Annotated in this window: 15 protein-coding genes; 14 read left to right on the top strand and 1 reads right to left on the bottom strand. The window is 70.2% G+C overall.

All coding sequences use genetic code 11. The annotated features are described in order from the left end of the window. The first annotated feature begins 97 nt into the window (after positions 1 to 97). From sepH to FAB82_RS01735, 7 genes are all read left to right on the top strand, one after another. Positions 98 to 1129: a septation protein SepH gene (gene sepH / locus FAB82_RS01765; protein WP_136532816.1), complete on the top strand. Its 1032-nt coding sequence runs from the start codon at positions 98 to 100 to the stop codon at positions 1127 to 1129. A 242-nt stretch (positions 1130 to 1371) separates the two neighbouring features. Then, positions 1372 to 2637, top strand: a complete 1266-nt coding sequence (locus tag FAB82_RS01760) for an MFS transporter (RefSeq protein WP_136532815.1) — start codon at positions 1372 to 1374, stop codon at positions 2635 to 2637. A gap of 449 nt (positions 2638 to 3086) precedes the next feature. Then, the gene (gene thpR / locus FAB82_RS01755; RefSeq protein WP_168801374.1) at positions 3087 to 3752 is read left to right on the top strand and encodes an RNA 2',3'-cyclic phosphodiesterase; all 666 of its coding nucleotides are present in this window, start codon (positions 3087 to 3089) and stop codon (positions 3750 to 3752) included. A gap of 79 nt (positions 3753 to 3831) precedes the next feature. After that, on the top strand, positions 3832 to 5733 hold the full coding sequence (locus FAB82_RS01750; protein ID WP_136532813.1) for an outer membrane protein assembly factor BamB family protein: 1902 nt from the start codon (positions 3832 to 3834) through the stop codon (positions 5731 to 5733). A gap of 207 nt (positions 5734 to 5940) precedes the next feature. Then, positions 5941 to 7812 (top strand): glutamine--fructose-6-phosphate transaminase (isomerizing), encoded by a 1872-nt coding sequence (gene glmS, locus FAB82_RS01745; RefSeq protein WP_136532812.1) that lies wholly within the window; start codon positions 5941 to 5943, stop codon positions 7810 to 7812. Positions 7813 to 8078: 266 nt separating this feature from the next. Then, positions 8079 to 9674, top strand: coding sequence for a D-alanyl-D-alanine carboxypeptidase/D-alanyl-D-alanine endopeptidase (gene dacB, locus FAB82_RS01740; RefSeq protein ID WP_211116309.1), 1596 nt, complete (start codon positions 8079 to 8081; stop codon positions 9672 to 9674). Between the two features lie 294 nt (positions 9675 to 9968). After that, positions 9969 to 10808 (top strand): FHA domain-containing protein, encoded by an 840-nt coding sequence (locus FAB82_RS01735; RefSeq protein WP_136532811.1) that lies wholly within the window; start codon positions 9969 to 9971, stop codon positions 10806 to 10808. Between the two features lie 4 nt (positions 10809 to 10812). Here the strand turns inward: FAB82_RS01735 and FAB82_RS01730 are convergent, their stop codons facing one another. Further along, complete coding sequence (locus FAB82_RS01730; RefSeq protein ID WP_168801373.1) at positions 10813 to 12351, bottom strand: serine/threonine-protein kinase; 1539 nt, start codon at positions 12349 to 12351, stop codon at positions 10813 to 10815. A 189-nt stretch (positions 12352 to 12540) separates the two neighbouring features. Between FAB82_RS01730 and FAB82_RS01725 the strand changes: the two genes are divergently transcribed. The 7 genes from FAB82_RS01725 to FAB82_RS01695 all read left to right on the top strand — a co-directional run bounded on the left by FAB82_RS01725 (position 12541) and on the right by FAB82_RS01695 (position 20903). Continuing rightward, positions 12541 to 13401, top strand: a complete 861-nt coding sequence (locus FAB82_RS01725) for a serine/threonine-protein kinase (RefSeq protein WP_246039409.1) — start codon at positions 12541 to 12543, stop codon at positions 13399 to 13401. 2 nt (positions 13402 to 13403) lie between these two features. Next, positions 13404 to 14969 (top strand): hypothetical protein, encoded by a 1566-nt coding sequence (locus tag FAB82_RS01720; RefSeq protein WP_136532808.1) that lies wholly within the window; start codon positions 13404 to 13406, stop codon positions 14967 to 14969. Continuing rightward, positions 14966 to 15478, top strand: a complete 513-nt coding sequence (locus FAB82_RS01715; RefSeq protein ID WP_136532807.1) for a hypothetical protein — start codon at positions 14966 to 14968, stop codon at positions 15476 to 15478. The genes FAB82_RS01720 and FAB82_RS01715 overlap by 4 nt, the downstream gene beginning before the upstream one ends. Then, positions 15459 to 17972 (top strand): Hsp70 family protein, encoded by a 2514-nt coding sequence (locus tag FAB82_RS01710; RefSeq protein ID WP_136532806.1) that lies wholly within the window; start codon positions 15459 to 15461, stop codon positions 17970 to 17972. Before FAB82_RS01715 ends, FAB82_RS01710 begins: the two co-directional genes overlap by 20 nt. Continuing rightward, entirely contained in the window at positions 17969 to 18874 is a 906-nt protein-coding gene (locus FAB82_RS01705; RefSeq protein WP_136532805.1) for an OmpA family protein, read from the top strand. The genes FAB82_RS01710 and FAB82_RS01705 overlap by 4 nt, the downstream gene beginning before the upstream one ends. Before the next feature lie 165 nt (positions 18875 to 19039). Further along, positions 19040 to 19411 carry a holo-ACP synthase gene (locus tag FAB82_RS01700; protein ID WP_136532804.1) on the top strand — a complete coding sequence of 124 codons (372 nt, stop codon included), beginning with the start codon at positions 19040 to 19042 and terminating at the stop codon, positions 19409 to 19411. Positions 19412 to 19433: 22 nt separating this feature from the next. Then, complete coding sequence (locus FAB82_RS01695) at positions 19434 to 20903, top strand: NAD(P)H-hydrate dehydratase (RefSeq protein ID WP_136532803.1); 1470 nt, start codon at positions 19434 to 19436, stop codon at positions 20901 to 20903. The last annotated feature ends 896 nt before the right edge of the window (positions 20904 to 21799 follow it).

Below are 21799 nucleotides of genomic sequence, written 5' to 3'. Positions count from 1 at the left end.
GTGCCGCTTGCGCTGCTCCCGAGCGGGAACGGGACTACTCCGGGCCGAGGATGAGCGGCCTGGCAGCGCTGACGAAGAGACACGAGGGGTGGAAGGCATGAGGCCGGTACGGTTCGTAGCCCTCTCAGAGGACGGTCATGCGCTGGTGCTCGCCGACGAGCTCGGCCGACTGTTGGCGCTGCCGCTGGATGAGCGGGTCGCTTCGGCCGTCGACGTGCCCGAGAGCGGGAAGTCCGTGCGGTCCAAGGAGAACGGTGCCGCGTCGGGCAAGTCGGACAAGGCGCCTCGCACCCCCGCGCCGCGGCCCCAGGCCCACGTCAATCTCTCGCCCCGCGATATCCAGACCCGCATCCGCTCCGGCGAGAGCGCGGAGGACATCGCCGCGTCGGCGCAGGTCGCCGTCGACCGGGTGCTGCGGTACGCCGGTCCGGTCCTGCAGGAGCGGGCGATGCTCGCGCAGGCGGCCCGTCGTTCGCGTCTGGCCACTTCGGAGCGCGGCGAGCACATGTCGAATGTGGTCGACCTGAAGCTGGGAGCACACGGGGTGGACCCCGAGGCGGTCTCCTGGGATGCGTGGCGCACCGAGGACGGGACTTGGCTGGTCCAGGCGTCGTGGTCGTCGGGCAAGACGACGGCGAAGGCGCGCTGGAAGCTCGACCGGGCCCGCCAGACGGTGACGCCGGACGACGAGATGGCGCAGTTCCTCTCGACGCCGGCCCCGCAGCAGGTGAACGGCGCGATGGACGTGCCGTCGGAGTCGGGCATCCGGCCCGGCGATCCGGCTCGGCCCTCGCGCGACCCGATGCACGGGCTCGACCAGTCCGACGACTCGTCGCACTCGGATCCGCTCCGGCGCGACCGGCTCCGCGAGGTGCTGGAGCGTCCGCTGGACGAGCCGGCGGGACGCGGCCGTGGTGGCCGCGGTACGCAGCTGGGTCTGCCGGGGACGACGGCGCCGGATCAGCGCGAGACGCCCGAGGTGCCGAGCCTGGCGGTTCTGCGTCCGGGCAAGCGCTCGGCGGCGGAGGACGACCTGAACACACCGCCGCTCGCTACGGCCGGTTCGAAGCCGCGCAACCAGCTCCCGGGCTGGGACGATGTGCTGTTCGGCTCGGCCGACCGGAAGTAGCGCGGCTCTGCCGACAGAAAGCAAAGCTGCTCCGGCGACCGGAAACTCCGCGAAACCATTGTTCGCTCGACCGGGTCGACCCGAATGGGTCGGTCCGGTCTTTTTCGCGCTTCGATCGAGATGCGCCGTAGCGTGTTCGGGGCGCGGCGGGGTTGCTGCGGCCGTGGGCGGCGGTGATGGGACGAGAAGTCGGTCACGGTTACTAGCTTGCCGACCGGTAAGTGAATACAATTGTCAATGATATGTCCCCCGTGATCGCTCGTCAGCTGCAACAGACGTTCCGCGCTCTGTCCGTCCCCGCGTACCGCATTTTCGCGACGGGACAGCTGCTGGGCACCCTCGGGTTCTGGCTCCAGACCACCGCCGTCAACTGGCTGGTCCTCGAACTGACCGGCGACTCCGGCTCCGCGCTCGGGCTCTCGCTCGCCATTCAGTTCGGCCCATACCTGTTCTTCAGCCTCCAGGGCGGCAAGATCGCCGACGCGGTCGACAAGCGCCTCATCCTCATGGCCTGCTCGCTCGCATCGGCCGCCGTCGCGGGCGTCCTCGCCGTGGTCGTGCTCGCCGGGTCGGCCGAGGTGTGGATGGTCTACCTCGCCGTCTTCGTCTTCGGCTGCGTCTCCGTCCTCGAGGGACCCGCCCGTCAGGCGTTCTACTCCGAGATCGTCGAGCCCGAGGCGCTGCCGAACGCCGTTTCCCTGGGATCGGCCATCTTCAACGTCAGTCGGATCGCCGGCCCCGCGATCGCCGGGCTCCTCATCGCCGTGACCTCCACCGGCACCGTCCTGGCCCTCAACGCCGCCGCGTTCCTCGGCCCGGCCGCCGCCTGCATCGTCCTGCTGCGACGCAAACTCTCCAACCCGGTCAAACGCTCGGCGGGCACCGAGGGCGGCATCCGCGAATCGTTGCGATACGTCGCCGGCCGGCCCGATCTGCTCGGCGTGCTGATCGTGACCCTGTTCGTCGGCGGCTTCGCCTTCAACTTCCCGGTGACGCTTTCCCTGCTGGCCAAGACCGAGTTCGCAACCGGCGCCGACACGTTCGGCCTGCTCCTGACCGCTCTGGCAGTCGGCGCTTTGGCCGGGGCCCTGGCCTCGGGCCGGCGCTCCGGGCGTCCCGGGGTGTACACGGTGCTCGGCGCGGGCATGGCTCTCGGCATCACCACCACCGTCGTCGGCTTCGCGCCGAACCTGACGACCGCGATGATCCTGCTGGTGCCCACCGGTTTCGCTATGGTCTACTTCGCCCAGGCCGCGAACCAGCGGGTGCAGATGGGTGCGCCCGGCGACTTCCGCGGCCGCATTCTCAGCCTCTACCTGCTGGTGTTCCTCGGTTCGACCGCGATCTTCGCGCCGCTCGTGGGTTGGGTGTGCGAGGAGTTCGGCGCCCGGTCCGGCCTGTGGCTCGGCGGGGTCGTCGCGATCCTGGCGACTACGGCGGCCTGGCTCGGCAAGCGGGCCCGCCTGCGCCGTCAGCTCGCCGTCCTCCCCGGCAAGGCGATGCCCTAAACCACGGTTCGGTCGTCGTTTTTGTGATTCCCGGGGTCGGGCGTGTCGCGAATGACGACCCCCCGTTTGCAAGCGTGCCCGGGTGGTACGACATCTTGGATGCGGCGATGCGGCGAAACCTATATCCTATAGGATCTCGTGGCGCGACTCGTCGGCAACGGTCGGTCAGCGTTCGGTCCCGCTCCGCTTCATTCGGATGCAACTCCAGGTCAAGGCCACATTGTCGGGTCATCCGCTGTTACCTCCGCGAAATTACTGTCTCGTCCAGTGGGATTTCACTGAATTAACAGTGTGCGGTGCTGCGAGGATGGATCACATCGTGACAACCCTCTCGCGTCCCGTCGACACATCCATCGCAGGCGACGCGTAATACGGCCCACCCGTCTCCCACCTCCATTCGAGACGGCGTGAGCGCTAACCATCCTCACAGAGCCCCTGGAGGGAATCCAGTGAGTGCCACAGCCGCCGCGGTCGCCGAAAACCTGACCGAAACGCGGACCGAGCGCCTTTTCGCCGCGCTCCCGCTCCCCGAGAACGCCGTGTCCGATCTCGCTGAAGTGGTCTCTGACCTCAATATCGCCCGCAGAGGCGCCCCTTCACGTCCGGGCGCCTCGAATACCCGCCCCTCCACCGGCCGCCTGGTCCGCTCGGAGAACTGGCACCTGACCCTCGCCTACCTCGGCGAGGTCCCCGCGAACCGCCTCGCCGACGCCTCCCACGTCCTCGCAGAGGCCAGCGCCACCTGTGATCCGCTGCGGCTGTGCGTCTCCGGCGGTGGCCGCTTCGGCCGCGGCCGCTACTCGGTGGTCTACGCCGGACTCGACGGCGACGTAGCCGCCCTGGTCGACCTCGTCCACACCATCCGCGCCGGCCTCATCGCCTCCGGTCTCCCGGTCGACCAGAAGCAGTACCGGCCCCATGTCACGCTCGCCCGCCCCGGCGACCGCGTCACCAACCAGCAAGCGGCCCAGGACCTGTTGACGCTGCGCCGCTATTACGGTCCGAGTTGGACCGCCGGCGAGGCCGTCCTGTACCGTTCCGACTTCACCAGCGTTCGCGGTGGCGAGCAGCCGAACTACACGGTCGTCTCCACCGTTCCCCTCGGACGCGCGTAAGCGCCACGAAAGAGAGAACCCGCCTCGTGAAATAGGCGAAAGACGCGCTCGCAAGCCGCCCTGCCGGTAGAAAGAGTGCATGTCCCACAGCGCCTCCACGCCAGGTCGGCACCGCACCGATGCGCGTCCGAGCGATCCCGCTGCGTCAGTGGGTCGCCCGCTCGCCCGCGTCTTCCTGCGCACCGCCGGACTCACCGCGCTGGTCGCCTGGGCCGCCCTGCTGGTCTGGGCGTCCTTCGGCACCGCCGCCTCGACCGGGTCCTCGGGCGTCTACATGATCATCGGGACGGTCGCCTCGGTTGCGCTGGTCGCCATCGTGATCGCGACGGCCGCCTCCCATCCGGGCCTGCACACCATTGTCGTCGCCCTGGTCGCCGCGCTGTTCGCGGCGGCCGCCGGTTGGGCGGTCTATTCGGCGATGCCCGAGGCCGGGCCGGACGAGTTCATCACCCACCGGGCCGGGGTCGCGGCGCTCGCGTACGGCTTCGGCGTCGTCGGCGGCGGCCTGCTCGCCTTGAGCGAGTTCGTGGTCGAGGGCTACGCGGGAGGGCGCCGCGGCGCCCCGAAGCGGATGAGTCGCAAGATTTCGGTGCTGGCGGCGGCGATCGTGCTGCTGGCCGCGGCCGCGCTGGCCCCGGCGATGCAGCGTTGGGCCGAGCTGGCCAATCAGGATGTGCGGGTCGGGGACGCGACGGCCGCGGGCGGCTGGGAGACCACCGTCGACTCGTTGACGGAGTTGGCGGGGGTGGAGCGGTTCGTGGAGACCCCGTACGGGCTGCTGCGCGTCGACCATCCGACGAATCCGATGCCGCAGGCGGTGACGCTGGTCGACCCGGCGACCGGGGAGGCGGTCTGGTATCACCGCCGCTGGAACTGGCGTTCGTCCCAGTCGCCGACGCTGTCGCAGAGCGAAACGCTGGTGGGGCTGTCGGGTCCGCGCGCGGACAATCCGGACGACTACCAGACTCGTGTGCTGCGCACCCAGACCGGCGAGGAGGTCGCCACGGCGGACTTCAACGGGTCGCCGGGGCTGCTGCTGGCTCTGTCGGACGACCGCCTCCTGTACGCGGGTGAGCGCGGGGAGGCCTTCACCGCGTACGACTTCGAGGGTGAGCAGCTGTGGCAGGCGTTCATGCCGGACGGCTGCGAGGGCACGGCCGCGCAGATCACCGGGGACCGGCTGCTCATGCTGGCCGACTGCGTGCCGGCGCCGGACCGGCCGGTCGCGCGCGACTACATCCTGGCGTTCGATCTGAACGACGGCGAGTCGGTGTGGACGCAGGAGATCGACTGGCGCGCCCAGGTCGCGCCGGGCAGTTTCCTGGTCACCGAGAAGGCGGTCATCATCGACAGCCGTATCGAGCAGCGGGTGACGGACGGGCCGTTCTCGGCGCGCCGCTTCGACCACAAGCTGCTGGCCTACGACATCGCGGACGGCGAGGAGCTGTGGCACAACAAGGGTGAGCAGTTCGGGTCGACGAACTCCTCGGCGTGCGGGGGGACGCTGTACCTGTCGCAGCCGACGCCGGAGTCGACCGCGGCCGGGGCTGCCTCGGACCGTTCGACCGCGAAGGTCGCCTCGAGTTCCCGCACGGTGCAGTTGGTGGAGTGCTATACGGCCAAGCACCGCGAGGGCTCGTGGCTGGGCGTCATGGCATACGACCTGGACACGGGCGAGCGCCAGTACCGCAAGTCGGTCAGGCTCGGGTTCACGCCGCTTGACCCGGAGGTCGCGCGCGGGTGGGCGACGGTGCTGCCGGACAACCGGGCGCTGCTGGCCGTGGACCTGTCGCTCGACCAGACCGCCCCGAAGTGCCGGCTCTTCGAGATCACGAAGGGCGACGCCGAGGAGATCGAGTTCGAGTCGGAGTCGATGCCGGAGAACTGGTGCCAGGAGGCGCAGTTGACGACGGTCGCTTCGGGCGCGGCGATCAGTTTCGTCAAGTCGGACGGGACGCGGGGGATCGCGCTCGTCCCGTGATTGGATTCGGGCGCCCGAGCACTGATCGGGCACCCCAGGGATCCGCCGCGGCGGTTTTGCGCGGCGCGGCTGCAACCCCTGGTGCGGGTGAACGGTGGCCGAGCGCGGGGTGAACGGCCAGGTAACACCCATAATGATCAATGGGTGTGATTGAAAGCCTGGGATCCGCGCATATGTGATGCTCGAAACTGCGGTAGGGTTCTTCGCATGTGTGGAATCGTGGGATACGTAGGCCAGCGCTCGGCCGTGGACGTCGTCATCGACGGGCTGCGGCGCCTCGAATACCGGGGCTATGACTCGGCGGGCGTCGCGCTCGTCTTCGACGCCCCCGGTGAGGGCGATCCGGTCATGGAGATCGAGAAGAAGGCCGGCAAGCTCGCCAATCTCGAAGCGGTCCTGGACGGGATCGATCGTCCCGTCGCCCACTGCGGCATCGGGCACACCCGCTGGGCCACCCACGGCGTCCCCTCCGACCGCAACGCGCACCCGCACGTCTCGGCCGACGGGAAGATCGCGCTCATCCACAACGGCATCATCGAGAACTTCTCGCAGCTGCGCGGCGAGCTCGAATCGGGCGGGGTCGAGTTCCTCTCCGAGACCGACACCGAGGTCGCCGCCCACCTGCTCGGCCGCGAATACGCCGCCTGCGGGAACCTGACCGAGGCCATGACGCGCGTGTGCGCGCGCCTCGAAGGCGCGTTCACGCTCCTGGCCGTCGCCGCAGACGACCCCGACACCGTGGTGGGCGCCCGCCGCAACTCCCCGCTGGTCGTGGGCGTCGGCGAGGGCGAGTACTTCCTCGCCTCCGACGTGGCCGCGTTCATCGCCTACACCACCGAGGCCATCGAGCTGGGCCAGGACCAGATCGTGACGATCTCGCGCGACGGCATCGCCATCTCGGGCTTCGACGGCAAGCCCTCCGAGGGGAACCCGTTCTCGGTGGACTGGGACATCTCCGCCGCCGAGAAGGGCGGCTGGGACACGTTCATGCGCAAGGAGATCAACGAGCAACCCCAGGCCGTGGCCGACACGTTGCGCGGGCGCATCGACGGCAATGGACAGATCGTCCTCGACGAGGTCCGCATGTCCGATCAGGACTTCCGCGACATCGACAAGGTCTTCATCATCGCCTGCGGCACTTCGTACCACGCCGGACTCGTCACCAAGTACGCCATCGAGCACTGGACCCGCATCCCCTGCGAGGTCGAGCTCTCCAGCGAGTTCCGCTACCGCGACCCGGTTCTGGACCGGTCCACACTGGTCATCGCGATCTCCCAGTCCGGCGAGACCATGGACACGCTCATGGCGCTGCGCCACGCCAAGGACCAGAAGGCCCGCGTCCTCTCGATCTCCAATACCGTCGGTTCCACCATCCCGCGCGAGTCCGACGCGGTGCTGTACACCCGTGCGGGCATCGAGGTCGCCGTCGCCTCCACCAAGGCGTTCCTCACCCAGTTGGCCGCCTGCTACCTGGTGGGCCTGCACCTGGCGCAGATCCGCGGCATCAAGTACGCCGACGAGGTCTCGGCCGTGCTCTCAGAGCTCGTCGCCACCCCCGACAAGATCACCAAGCTCCTCCAGGACATGGAGCCGGTGCGCGCGCTCGCCCGCGAGGTCGCCACCCGGACCGAGCAGCGGGTGCTGTTCATCGGCCGCCACGTCGGCTACCCGGTCGCCCTCGAAGGCGCCCTGAAACTCAAGGAACTGGCGTACATCCACGCCGAGGGCTTCGCCGCGGGCGAGCTCAAGCACGGCCCGATCTCCCTGATCGACGACGGCACGCCGGTGATCGCGATCGTGCCCAGCCCCCGGGGCCGGTCCCTCCTGCACGACAAGATCATCTCCAATATTCAGGAGGTCAAGGCGCGCGGCGCCAAGGTCATCGCCGTGTGCGAGGAGGGCGACGACATCACCCGCGTCCACGCCGACCATGTCATCGAGACGCCCGCGTCGCCGACGCTGCTGGCGCCGCTGCTGACCGCGGTTCCCTTGCAGGAGTTCGCGGCCGAGCTGGCGACGGCGCTCGACAAGGACATCGACCAACCCCGCAACCTCGCCAAATCGGTCACTGTGGAATAGCGGCGCGAGAGCCGGGCCCGTTCGCGGCGCAGCGCCGCCCGGGAACCGGGTCCGACCACTGCTCGAGGCAGGTTCGAGCCGCGACGCCGCCTCCTTTCGGGAGGCCGAAAGTCAATGTGGAATAGTGGGACCTCGAACGTCAAGCAGCGCGGGGCGCGCGGCCATTCGGCCGCGCGCCCCATTGCCGTCCTGGACATCGCAGAGCCGCTGCCCATCTCACGCAATCACCGCAAATGATCTGAGACCACCGCGTATACACTCGCCGGGTGAAGAGACGTACCCTCATCAGCAGCGCGGTCGCCGTCGCCGCCGCAGCCACCATCGGAATCGCCGGAACCGTTGTGGCCCAAGCAGAAGAGACCGGCGACGAGGCCTTGGCCGGAGCCATCGACGCGATCCTGGCCGACGCACGCCTCACCGACTCCCAAGCCGATGTCGTTGTCGCCGACGCGAACACCGGCGAGGTCCTTTACGACCACGAGGGCAACGCCCGCGCCATCCCCGCCTCCAACAACAAGCTCCTCACCTCGGCCGCCGCCCTGGAGACCCTCGGTGCGGACTACACGTTCACCACCGACGTCGCCGCCGAGGCCCAGCCCGACGGCGGCACCCTCGCCGGCGACCTCTACCTCCGCGGCACCGGCGACCCGACCATGCTCGCCGAGGACTACGACGCCCTCGCCGCCGACCTCGCCGAGGCCGGAGTGACCGCGATCGACGGCGACCTCGTCGCCGACGACACCGCCTTCGACGACGACCGCGCCGGCTCCAGCTGGGAGCGAGGCGACCTCCAGTACCTTTACGCCTCCCAGATCTCGGCCCTGACCGTCGCCTCCAGCACCGACCTCGACGCCGGAACCGTCCGCGTCTTCGTCGAACCCGGTGCGGCCGAAGGCGACGACGCCGAGATCTCGATGGTCCCCGCCAACGACTACGTGACCATCGAATCCGCGATCACCACCGGCGCAGCCGGATTGGACACCTCCGTGTCGATCGACCGCGACGAGTACAGCAACGAGATCACCGTCTCCGGCTCCATCGCCGCCGACGCCGCGGAGACCTTCGGCACCCGCGCCGTCATCGAGCCGACCGCGCTGGCCGCCAACGTGTTCGAGGCCGCCCTGGCCGACCACGGCATCGCCTTCGACGGGGAGGTCCGCCTCGGCGAGGAGACCCCCGAGGGCGCCGACGCCCTGGCCTCGCACGAGTCGATGCCGCTGTCGGAACTCATCGTGCACTTCCTCAAGCGCTCCAACAGCTCCCACGCCGAAGCGCTGTACAAGACCATGGGCTACGAGGCCACCGGCGAGGGCACGTTCGCGTCGGGCAAGGCCGCCGTCTACGGCGCGATCGAGAAGTACGGGGTCGACACCGAACCGGTCCGCGTGGTCGACGGCTCCGGCCTGTCGCGCCAGACCTTCCTGAGCGCCGACCTGATCACCGACCTGCTCGTCGGCGCGAAGGACGCGTCCTGGTTCGACACCTGGTACGAGGCCCTGCCGATCGCGTGCGAATCCGACCCGATGGTCGGCGGCACCCTGTCGAGCCGCATGTGCGACACCCCGGCCGCGTCCAATGTGCACGCCAAGACCGGCTCGATGACGGGCGTCTCGGCGCTCTCGGGCTACGCCACCGACGCCGACGGACGCGAACTGGTGTTCAGCGTCGTGACCAACGACTATCTGTCCTCGTCGGTCAAGGACATCGAGGACAAGATCGCCGCGGCCGTCGCCGGACACAGCGGCGCCGCGACCGAGGCCGAGATCGAGACGTTCTCGAACCTCGACGAGATCGAGGAGCCCGCGGAGGACGCCGCCCCGGCCGACCTCGAATGCTCCTGGGTCGAACCGGCCGTCTGCTAGTCGGCGATAGGCGATGACGCCGGGCCCTAGGGGGTGGTTACGGACCCCTGACGGCCGCTATCCGGCCCATTTGCCCGCTCGCTTCGTTGTCGGGCCTCCAGATCCAACACCGGGATCTGGAGGCCCTTCCGCCTTGCGAGCGAACAAATGGACTCGGATATCGACTCGCCGGGGGTCCGTAACCACCCCCTAGCCGTTGTGCGGTCGGGGCCCGATGCGGGCGGCGAGAGGGGTCCCGCGAGCGGGCGTGCATGATCAAGTCTGGAGCTCCGCCGCCAGAGAGGACCGTTCGCGATGAACACACCGACCTTTCCCCCGCAGATCCTGCCGCCGTGGGTGCGCAGCCTCGCCGCCGGCGTCCCGGAGGCTCCCGAGAACGAGTCGCCGCTGCCGCCCGCGCCGACGGGCACGATGTTCGCCCTCGGCGAGGAACTCGGGTGGGCGGTGCCGCCGCGCCCGTTCGAGCTCCTCTTCGGACGCGACGAGGACAACGTCAATATCCCGCTCGGGGTACGGGACAAGCGCATCAGCCGAGTTCACGGCCGGATCGTCTGCCACGGCACGGAATGGACGATGCGCAACGAGGGGCAGCTGCCGATGCTGTTCCCCGGCGACGCCATGCTGCTCTCGGGCCAGGAGCGTCTCATCGAGGACGCCTACACGCCGGTGTACATCGGCGACCTCTCAGAGGCGGTGCACTGCTTGGAGATCCGACTGATCGGCGGCAGGCGCGACCCCGACGACGCGGGCGCCGACGACGAGACCGTCCCGCCGAACAAGCATCCGTTGAGCGAGGTCGAGTGCCTCGTGCTCACCTCGCTCGCGCAGCGATACCTTCGCGGACTGCCGCACCCGCAGCCGGTGGCCTGGCGCCAGGTCGCCGACGACATGCGGCGGTCGAACGCCCGCGACGAGCGGAACTGGAACGACGGCACCGCCGCGCGCGTCGTCGCCGCCGTGCGCGAGCGGCTGTCCCACCCCGAGTACCGGCCCAGGGTCGCCGGACTGCTGCGCGACGAGGTGTTCGGCGAGCCGCTCGGCAACGCGCTGAACGACAACCTGATCCGGGCACTGCTCCAGAGCACCACTTTGGACCCGACCTATCTGGACCGGCTCGATCTCGGCGACAAGTGAGGTCTCACAGGTCCTCGTAGCAGATGATGTAGTAGATCAGTCCCGTCTCGGGGTCCCAGGGGTCATCGGAACCGGTGACCGAATCCTTCCAGTAGTAATTGACGTCGGTCACCGAACCGCCCCCGCAGGCCAGAAAGGCGGCATCGTCGTGGTCCGGCTGCGAGGGGTTCGGGTCGTCCGGCAGCGCCACGACCTTGAAGACCCGCTCGGTGGCCTGCTCGGAGTCGCAGGAGACGACGACGTAGTCGTCGGCCTCGCCGTCCAGGCATTCGCCCGCGACCGGGTGCCGCTCGACCCGGTCCTCACCGGTCACCGGCGTCGGCGTCGGCGTCGATGACCCGGCGGTCGGGTCTTCGCCCTCGGCGCTCGGGGCGTCGTCGCTGTCCTCGATCGCGGCGTCGTCCCCGACCGCGCCCTCATCTGCACTGGGGCCGAACGCCGTGTACAGCAGCACCCCCGCGAGCAGGGCCAGCGCGATCACCGGAGTCAAGGCGTCGAACAGCCGGGACCTGGTGCGCGGAGCCGCCCCGGCCGCCACCGGCGCGGCCGTGGTCTGGTCCTGCGCCCCCGAGCGGATCCGATCCTGGATGTCCCGCAGGATCGGCAGCGCCGAACCCGCCTCGGTGAGGCCGACGGCCTGTCCGAGGGCGGTCGCCAGCTCGCCGCAGGTGCGGTGGCGCTGGGCCGGGTCGAGGTGCATCGCCTTGGCCACCACGGCATCGAGCGTCGAGGGCAGTTCGGGTCGCAGCTCGCTCGCCGGGGTCAGGTCGCCCCGGCGCTGCGCCGCCTCGGCCGCGCTGTCGTCGAGGTGGTCGAAGGGCCTGCGGCCGGTCAGGCAGTGGTAGAGCACCGCGCCGAGCGAGTAGACGTCGCCCGCGCGCTCCCTCGGAGTGGCCGGGAGCAGCCGCGCCGGCGGGGCCGCGTCCCGTTCGGGATCGATCTGATCCGCTGTGGCCCTGCTGAAGACCTCCGGGGCGGTGTAGCGGCGCGTGCCGATCGTCTCGCCGAACGCGGTGAGGTCCTCGCCGAAGTGGTCCTTCGCGACCCCGAAGTCGCTCAGGTAGACATGGCCGCCAGGTCCGAAGAGGATGTTCCCCGGCTTCACGTCGCGGTGGGCCACACCGTGGTCGTGGGCGAAGTCGAGGGCATCGGCGACCTGGACGACCGTGTCGACGGTCTCGGCGAGGTCGAGCGGGCCCGGCGCGAGGCGCACCTTCAAGTCGCCTTCGGCGCGCGGCATGACCAGGTACAGCAGCCGGTCCTGGGCCGAGGCCGCGGTGATCACGTACATGATGTTCGGATGCTCCAGGCCGGCCATCAGCTGGATTTCGCGGAGGAACCGCTTGCGGTAGCCCGGATGCACGGACAGGTAGCCGGCCATGAGTTTCACCGCGACCTTGCGGTGGTGCAGTCTCGTGTCGGTCGCGAGCAGGACCTGGCTCATGCCGGTCGAGCTCAAGGGTGTGGAGTCGAACCGGTAGCCGGGCAGCAGGCGCGCCAGTTCGTCCTCGGGAGGGAGGTTCGGATCGGTCGTGTCGTCCATTGAGGAGTCCTTAGGGGGAGGAGCACATCCTGAACGCCGAAGACGGTCGGAGCCGCTTCCCCCCGGAGCAAGGTCAATGTAATCAAACGACCGCGCGGACGGCAAGGCGGCTTCCGGGACCCCTCCCGCGCCGTCCGGGTTAGACATGAGCCCACGGCCGGGACCGGAACGGAAGGAGTCCCCGTGGGCATGCTCAGCGAAGGTCAGCGGATCGGGGACCACTACGAGGTCGAGCGGTTCCTCGGGCAGGGCGCCTTCGCCGAGGTCTACCGCGTCCGGCATCGCTTCCTCGGCCGTCAGGCCATGAAGGTCTTCAAGCACATCGGCAGCCGCGAGGCGACCGAGGAGCTGCTCGGCGAGGCGATCCTGCTGTCCAGGATCGGACACCCGAACATCGTGCGGGTCTTCAACGCCGACATCGTCGAGACCGGCTCGGGTCGGTACGGGTTCTTCACCATGGAGTACGTCCCCGGCGGGAACCTCGCCGACTTCTGGCATTCGCATGGGGACCGGTTCACCCGCATCGGGGAGGCCGTCCAGATCCTCCGGCAGATCTGCGAGGGCCTCGCCGTCGCGCACGGAGAGCGCCCGCCGATCGTCCACCGCGACCTCACCCCGCAGAACATCCTCGTCGGCTACGACCGCGACGAGCTGCGCGTCCGCATCAGCGACTTCGGCCTGGCGAAGCGCACGGACCTCCTGACCGGGCTCGCGAGCGCGAGGGGGACGCTCGCGTTCAAATCCCCGGAGGCCCTGCGCTACCGGAAGGGCGACTCGACCGCGGGGGACGTGTGGGCCGTCGGCGTCATCGCCTACCTCATGCTCACCGACACCCTGCCCTTTCACGACGTGAGCTCCCCCGTCGCCTTCTTCGGCACCCCGAGGAACGAGCCCCCGCCCTCCCCGCAGCTGCGCAACCCCGAGGTCGACGACGAACTGGCGGGCATCGTCCTCGGTGCCCTGGAACCGAACCTGCGCCACCGCACCCCCGACGCCGCTCGGATGGGCGAGCGACTGCGCCAGTGGCACAACGGAAACGCGAGGCAATAGACATGGTCACGTCCAACCCGGTGTCGACCGAGGCCGTCGCGAGCGAGCTGGACCGCGTCCTGGAATCGCTCACCGGCCGGGTCCTATACCGCGACAACGCCTTCAGGGTCACCGGACTGCCCGCTGACGCCTCGCCCCGCCAGGTGCGGCGCGGCCGCGAGGAGCGAATGAACCCGTACTACGAGCCGTCCGCCGAATCCGGCGCCGCGCCGCTGCCGCCCTCGGCCGACCCCGACGCGCTGCACCACGCCTTCGAGGGACTGCGCGACCCGCTGCTGCGCCTCGCCCACGAGCTGCTGTGGCTGCGCCCCGACGTCGAAGCCGACCACCCGCACAACACCGCCGTGCGAACCCATTGCGCCGCATTGGAATCCGAGGACTCGGGCCAGCCGGACCCGGCGATGTGGGCGACCGCGCTCCGCACCTGGTCGGCGGTCCTCGACTCGGGAGAGACCTGGACGTGGGCCAAAGCGCGAGTGCGGGCGATCGACGACCCGCGCCTGACCCTGGCCGCCGTCCGGGCGCTCCGCGAACGCCTCCCCGAGCACCTCGTGGGGGTGAGCCTCGCCCTCGCCGCGACCGCTGCCGCCGACGGCGACACCCCGGCGGCCGAGCGCCACCTGCGACTGCTGAACGCATCGCCCTTCACGGAAGCCCTGGTGCGCAAGGCCGCGCGGAACGCGGTCCGCGGCGCCGAGGCCCGCGTCAAGACGGCCTGCGAGACCGCCGAGGACCAGGCCGACTCCGGCGGCCTCAAAGCGGCCAGGACCCTGCTGTCCGACACGGCCGAGCCGCTGCGCGTCATCGAGGCGCTGCTGGGCGGCGCCGACCCGCTCACCCGCTCCTGCCGCGACGAGGCCGCGATCACCGCCAACCGCTGCGCCGTCGGCTACTTCAACAAGCGGCGCCGGGGCACCGGTGTCGCGCGGGTCCTGCAGCGAGCGCGCGCGGTGGCCGTCTCGGAGTCCACCATCGAACTCATCGACCAGAACCTGGCGGTGGTCGCCACCGAGCCGCTGCTCAGAGAGGTGGAACCACTGCTCGACAGCGGCCAGATCGACGCGGCCGCCGCGAGACTGCGGGCCTGGCACCGGTTGACCACCGACCCCGACCGGGAGGCGGCCCTGGAGCAGATCCTCGTCGACCCCCGACGGCTGGCCTCCAAGCCGCACAACAACAATCCGGGCTGCGTCTTCTTCCTCGGGGCACACCAGTACGGCATGAGAGACTCGCGGGCCGAACCTGGAACCGCGGTCAACACCCACGTCACGACCCTGTACCTGACGTTCCTGTGGATCCCGTTGGTGCCGTTGACCGCGAACATCGTCGGGCACGACACCGCCACCGGGGAACGGATCATCGGCGGCAGGGTCCCGCTCAGCGAGGCCGCCCGGCGGTACCGGGTCTTCGCGCTGGTCGCGCTTCCCGTCCTGTTCGCCGCCTGGACGGCCGGGGCCTTCGCCGCCCTGTACACGGCGGCCCTCGGCGCCTCGATCGCGGCGGTGTGCCTGGTCCTGCGCCAGGAGTACCTCCGCGCCTGGGCGAAGAAACGAGAGGAGTCAGCGTGACCACGCGAGAGATCGGGATCGGGGCGCGGCTGCGGCAGCGCCGGTTCCCCGCCGAGTTCCGCATCGGACCACCGGCACCGGTCACCGCGATCGCCGAACCCCCTATGCCCGCAATGCAACTGCCCCCGGACCCGACCGGCCTCACCGACCGGGCCGTGGCCGAGATCGTCACCGAACTCTGGCGCACCAGCCGGAAGATCGACGACGCGGGCGGCGAGCGCGAGGTCCCCCGGCCGCAGCGGCAGGCCAACCGGCATCTGCGCGCCGCCTGGGACCACTTGGCGGAGGCGGGGATCGAGGCGCAGTCGCACGAGGGGCTGCGGTTCGACGTGGGCTTGAACCTGGACGTCCTGGCCTATCAGGCCGACCCGGAGGCCGTCGAGGAGACGGTCCTGGAGACCATCCGGCCCTCGGTGTACCGAGACGGTCGACACATCCAAATAGGACAAGTGATCGTCGCAATGCCGGAGAAGGAGAGGGGACAAGCCGATGCACCGCGAAACCGTTGATTTCGGCATCGACCTGGGTACCACCAATAGCGCCATCGCGAAGGCCGAGGCCGCCGACGCCGAGGTCATCCGCAACAACCTCCAACGAGAGTTCACGCCTTCGGCAGTCCACGTCAGGCGAGGCGGCAACATCGTCGTCGGCGAGCGTGCCCGGGACCGCGTCGAGTCCGACCCGAAGAACGCCTGCTCCGAGTTCAAGATTCAGATGGGCACGCGCGGCAATCACAAGACGTTCGAAGACTCCGGGGTCGCCATGACACCGGAGGAGTTGTCGGCCGAGGTGCTGAAGTCGCTGCGAGGCGACGTCGAACGGTCGACCGGCGAGCGGATCGAGGCCGCGGTGATCACCGTCCCCGCCGCCTTCTCACTCGACCAGTGCGACGCCACCCGCCGGGCAGCCGGGCTCGCCGGGCTGGAGTTCGCGCCACTGCTCCAGGAGCCGACCGCCGCGGCCTGGGCCTACAGTGTGCGGGATGCGCCCTCCAAGGCGTTCTGGCTCGTCTACGACTTCGGCGGCGGCACCTTCGACGCGGCCGTGGTGAAGATCGAGGACGGCGAGTTCACCGTGGTCAACCACGCGGGCGACAACTTCCTCGGCGGCAAGCTGGTCGACTGGGCCCTGGTCGAGGAGCACCTGATCCCGGTGGCGCGGCGCGATTTCGGGCTCGCCTCCATGAGCCGCGACAACGGCCGCGCCGCCGGCAACCTCGCCAAGCTGAAGGCCGCCGCCGAGAACGCCAAGATCGAGCTGTCGCAGGCCGAGGCGGTGGACATCGAGTTGGACCTCACCGGCGACTCCGGCGAGCAGGTCGCATTCCAGTGCGAGCTCACCCGAGCCGACGTCGAGCGCGTCACCCGGCCTCTCGTGGAGCGCTCGATCGGGATGTGCCGCACGGCGCTCGCCGAGAGCCGCACCAAGCCCTCCGACATCGAGCGGGTCCTGCTCGTGGGCGGCATGTCCCAGGCGCCGGTGCTGCGGGCGATGCTCGCCGATCCGAACGAAGGCCTCGGCATTCGCATCGACCACTCCCTCAACCCCGTCACCGTCGTCGCCCAGGGCGCGGCGATCTTCGCGGGCACACAGCGCATTCCGAAGTCCACCAAGACGAAGCAGGCCACGACTCCGGGCCTGGCGGCCCTCGTATTGGAGTTCGCGGCGGCCGGACAGGACGTCGACCCGCTCGTGGGCGGCCGCGCGCACGACGACACCGTCCAGGACTGGACCGGCTACACCGTCGAACTCGACAACCTCGCGTTCCAACCGCCTTGGAGCAGCGGCAAAGTCGCGCTCCGTCCGAACGGCGCGTTCAGCACGCGGCTGCGCGCCCAGGAGAACACCCGGAACACCTTCACGATCACGCTTCGCGATCGGCAGGGCACAACCGTGGCGACCGACCCGCCGAGCCTGACCTACCGCCACGCCGACCTGATCGGCGCGGCCCCGACCCTGAGCCACTCCATCAGCATCGGCCTCTCCGACAACTCGCTGCTGCCGCTGCTGGGGAAGGGAACCGAGCTGACGGCCCGCAAACGCCAGTCCGTCTTCACCACCGTGGCCGTGAACAAGAACGCCGGGACCGGCCTCATCCGGGTGCCGCTGGTGTCCGGGGAGCGTCCGAGGGTCGACCGCAACACCGTGATCGGCCAGCTCGAACTGCGGCCCGGCGAAGTGCGGCGCGACGTCCCGGCAGGCAGCGAAGTCGAGGTGGAGGTCAGCGTCGACACCAGCTTCCGGGCCACCGCCGAGGCCTACGTGCCGATCCTCGACGAGGAGTTCGAGATCGACGTCGACCTCGCCAGATCGACCGCGCCGAGCCTCGCCGACCTGCGCGCCGACCGCTTCAAGCTCGAACAGCGCTACGACGACCTGCGCGACCGCGCCTCCGACGTCGAAGCACCGGAGGCGCGCGGGCTGCTGGACCGGTTCGACTCGCAGGACACCCTGTCGGACGTGGACCAACTGCTGCGGCAGGCCGAGGTCGACCCCGACGCCACCGCGACCTGCCAGGTCCGGCTGCGCGACGCGCACACCGTGCTCGACGAGGTCGAGGAGCGCCTGGAGCTGCCGCAGATCGTGGAGGAGGCAAGGGCCACGCAGAGCGCGGCCAAGGAGGTCGTTCAGCAGGCCGGCCAGGCCGAGCACCGGACGGCCCTGCGCCGGGCCGAGTCCGAGATGGAGGCGGCGATCAAGGAGCGCGACCCGGTGCTCATTCGCAGGCAGGCCGACGAGGTCCGGTCGATCGCCGTGCGGGTCCTGGACGAGACCGGGCGGCTTCCGGTGGTGATCTTCGGCGCCCTGGAGCAGGAGCTGGCCGACCACCCGAGCGCGCAGGTGCAGCGGCTGCTCGCCGAGGGCCGAGGGGCGATCAACGACGGCGCCGTCCACCGGCTGGCGGCCGTGAACGCGAAGCTGCGCCCGTTCCTGCCCGATCTCGGGGCCGGACTCGACCTGGAGAACCAGACCAGCACTGTCCGAGGCGGTGACCGGCGATGAGTGACCATGCCGCCCAGACGATCCTGGCCGAGGCGACGGGCCACGCCCGCGCCGGACGCTACGACGACGCGCGCCGTGCTCTCGCCGACCTCGCCGACCTCGGCGAGGACGCCGAGGCGCTCGACCTGCTCGCGCGGATCCACACCCAGCAGGGTGACCTCGCGGCGGCCGACGACTGCTGGGCCCGCGTCCAAGCACTCGACACCGGCCACACCGGCGCGAGCGAGGGCCGCCGCCGCATCCACCGGATCTGGTCGGGGACCCGGAACGGCAGCGCCCGGAGCATCGGCGTCGGCGTGGCGGTGCTCATCCTCGTCGGTGCCGGTGCGGTCGCCGGGCAGGCGCTCATGTCCGAACCGGAGGATCGCCCGGCGGACCAGGGCGTCGCCGACGAACTCGACCGGCTCGCCGGAGCGGTCGACGCATTGGAACCCGAGGCGGCTCCCGAGACCGAATCGACCGAGGACACCGAAGCGGCCCTGCAGACAGCGCAGCAGGCACTGGTGGACCCCCGCTGGACCGCCGAGATCCAGGGGCGAAGCATCGCGGTCACCTTCGACGACTCGCTCTTCCCTGATGGCGGAACCGACCTGCCGGACTCCGGTGACGACCTGCTGGCCGACGCCGCCGCACGCATCGGCAGCCTCGAAGGCGCTTCGGTCACCGTCGTCGGACACACCAACGACATACCAACCGGGGACGGCAGCCGATACGAGGACAACACCGAACTCGGACTGGCCCGAGCCCTGGCCGCCGCCGAGTCCCTCGCCGCTGCGGGCGAGCTCCAACTCCCCGAGATCCACATCGCGACCAGCGGCGACGACGACCCGCCCTACCCCAACAACACGGAAGCCGACCGCCGCAGAAACCAGACGGTGACCCTCACGGTCACCCTCGCATAGACCGACGGCCGGGCAGGCGCCCGGCAGTTCCGTTCCTCGCAATGCATCGCGCTGCCGGCCCGTGGCCGCTGCCTTGAATGTGAGGGCGGCACACGGTTGTTCACCGCTTCGCATGAACTCGGCCCAAAGGGGGCAGGCGGGCCGATCCCGTGGCACTCTTGACTGGTGATCGTGGCGGTAGGTATAGACGTGGTGGCAGTGGATCGCTTCGAGCGTGTCCTGGAGCGGACGCCCCATGTGGCCGACAAACTCTTCACCGCCGCTGAACGCTCCACCCCCGACGGACGCGCGCGCCGGACCGAATCGCTCGCCGCCCGCTTCGCCGCGAAGGAAGCCGTCGCCAAGGCCCTCGGCGCTCCCGGCGGAATGCATTGGAGCGACTGCGAAATCCTCTCCGAGTCCGACGGACGCCCCTCACTTTCCATCACCGGATCGGTGGCCGCGGCCGCCGCGCAGCGTGGCGTCTCGCGTTGGCATGTGTCGCTGTCGCATGATGGCGGTATCGCGACAGCGGTGGTGATCGCCGAAACGGCGTGACGAAGGAGCGAAGGTAGATGTCATGAACGGTGCCTGGTCATCCGCGGCGGTCCGCCGCGCCGAAGCCGAACTCATGCCCCAGCTCCCGCCCGGCACCCTCATGCAGCGTGCCGCCGCCGGCCTCGCCGCGGCCTGCGCCCGGATGTTGAAGACCTTGCGCTCTGATCAAGGGGGACAAGGGGTCTACGGCTCCACCGTCATCGTCCTAGCCGGTCCCGGCGACAACGGGGGCGACGCCCTCTACGCCGCCGCGCGCCTCGCCCGGCGCGGCGCCCGCGTCTTCGCCGTGCCCGTCATGCGCTCCCGCGTCCACCCGCTCGCCGCCGCCGCGCTCACCCAGGCCGGCGGCCGTCTCACCAGCGAACCGCCCCCCAGCTGCGACCTGCTCCTGGACGGCATCCTCGGCATCGGCGGACGCCCCGGCCTCCCCGATCGGGCCGTGGAACTGTTGGGGCGCATCAAGTCTCGAATCACGGTCGCGGTCGACGTGCCTTCGGGCGTCGACGTCGACACCGGTTCGGTCCCCGCCTCCGCCGTCGCCGCCGACCACACCGTGACCTTCGGCGTCCGCAAGCCCTGCCACGTCCTCGGCGCCGCAGCCCTCCTGTCCGGACGCGTCCACCTCGTGGACATCGGACTCTCAGGCCACCTCGACCCACATCCGATGGTGCGCATCGCCGAAGCCGGCGACCTCGTCGAGTGGTGGCACACCCCCGGCCCCGACGACGACAAGTACACCCGCGGCGTCGCCGGCATCGCCGCCGGATCGGCCAAGTACCCGGGCGCCGCCGTCCTCGCCGTCTCCGGCGCGCTGGCAGGACCCACCGGCTACGTCCGCTACGCCGGGTCCGCCGCCGACCAGGTGCGGCGCCGCTACGCCGAGGCCGTCTGCACCGACACCGTCAAGGAGGCCGGCCGTGTCCAGGCCTGGCTCGTCGGGCCCGGCATCGGCGCCGACGAATCCGCGCTCAGCGCCGTGCGCGACGTCCTCGCCGGGGCCGCCCCCGCCGTCATCGACGCCGACGCCCTGACCCTCATCGGCGAATATCCGTCCATTCTGGCCGGATGCGAGGCCCCCGTGGTGCTCACGCCACACGACCGCGAATTCGAACGCCTCTACGGCTCCGCGCCCAGCCTCGACCGGGCCGGAAGCGCTGCGGCACTTGCGAAACGACTCAACTGCACCGTGCTGCTGAAGGGCCACCACACGGTCGTAGCCGACGCCGACGGCACCGTCTGGGCGAACCCGACCGGGCGCCCCGCGCTCGCCACCGCCGGATCGGGAGACGTCCTCGCCGGGCTGCTGACCTCGCTCATGGCTTCGGGCATGGACGGCGTGCGGGCCGCGGTCGCCGCGGCGTACCTGCACGGAAAAGCCGGCGGTATCGCATCGGCCGGGCACCGAACCATCACTTCGACGGACGTGGCCAGGGCCTTGCCTCTGGCGATCGGCCAAGTGCTCTCGGGAGGCGCGGGTCAGGCGGGTTCGTGACCGACCGGCTCAGTCGCAACGGCGTTCGGTGAGAGCGGTGGTTCGTGCCGGGCAGCGGTTCGAGTGGAGTTCGGACCCTCAGCGATGGCAAGGTGGCGGGTCTGTCGGCGGTGAGTTGCAGCGACCGGCAGCGTTTCCCTTGCGGTTCAAACAATCAGCGAAGTAGTTGCGGTGGGCCGGTCCCGGGTGCGTTGCCGGGGTCGGGTCGGCCTTCGGTCGGTGTTCAAGCCGTCAGCGATGAAGCGGTGGCAATGCGGTTGCCGGTGCGCTGCCGGGGATGGGTGGCATTTCCGTTGCCGTTCAGGCTCGCAGCGACGGCGGGACGGGGAAGACCGGTCGGGGTGGTGTGCCGGGGCCGGGCCGGTCGCCTCTGCCGCCGGGCCTGGCGTGCCGAAGTGCCGACGGGGCGGGGAAGACCGGTCGGGGTGGTGTGCCGGGACCGGGCCGGTCGCCTCTGCCGCGGGTCCTGGCGTGCCGAAGTGCCAACGGGGCGGGGGCGCGGCGTAGTCGAGCTCGAGTCCGTCATGGTCTGCATGGCCGTCATGGTCATCGTGCTTCCCTTCCCTTCCTGTGTCACGCTTCGGACATCACACATCGGCCTTCGGCTCTCGGCCCTCGGTCTTCGTGCCGCTCGGTCCTGCTCGCCCCCCTCTCTCTTCAGGGGCTTCGCGTCTTCCGCCGGTCCGTTCCGGCCAGGCCACGCCCATCAGGGCGCCTCCCGCTCGCCGGTTCGCCCGGGAGCGTGTCAAGCCCGCCCAGGAGCATCCCGCTCACCGGTCCATTCGGTCGGGCGCAGCCCCGCCATCGGGGCGTTCGTACCGGCTGGTCCGGTCGTGTCCTGGTCGCTTCCTNGCCCGGTAGCGCATGACTCCCGCTATGGTCGGCGTTGCATCATC

Origin of the sequence: Glycomyces buryatensis, from assembly GCF_004912275.1 — a bacterium.
Lineage (GTDB): Bacteria > Actinomycetota > Actinomycetes > Mycobacteriales > Micromonosporaceae > Glycomyces > Glycomyces buryatensis.
This window is presented reverse-complemented; position numbering and strand designations above follow the sequence as displayed.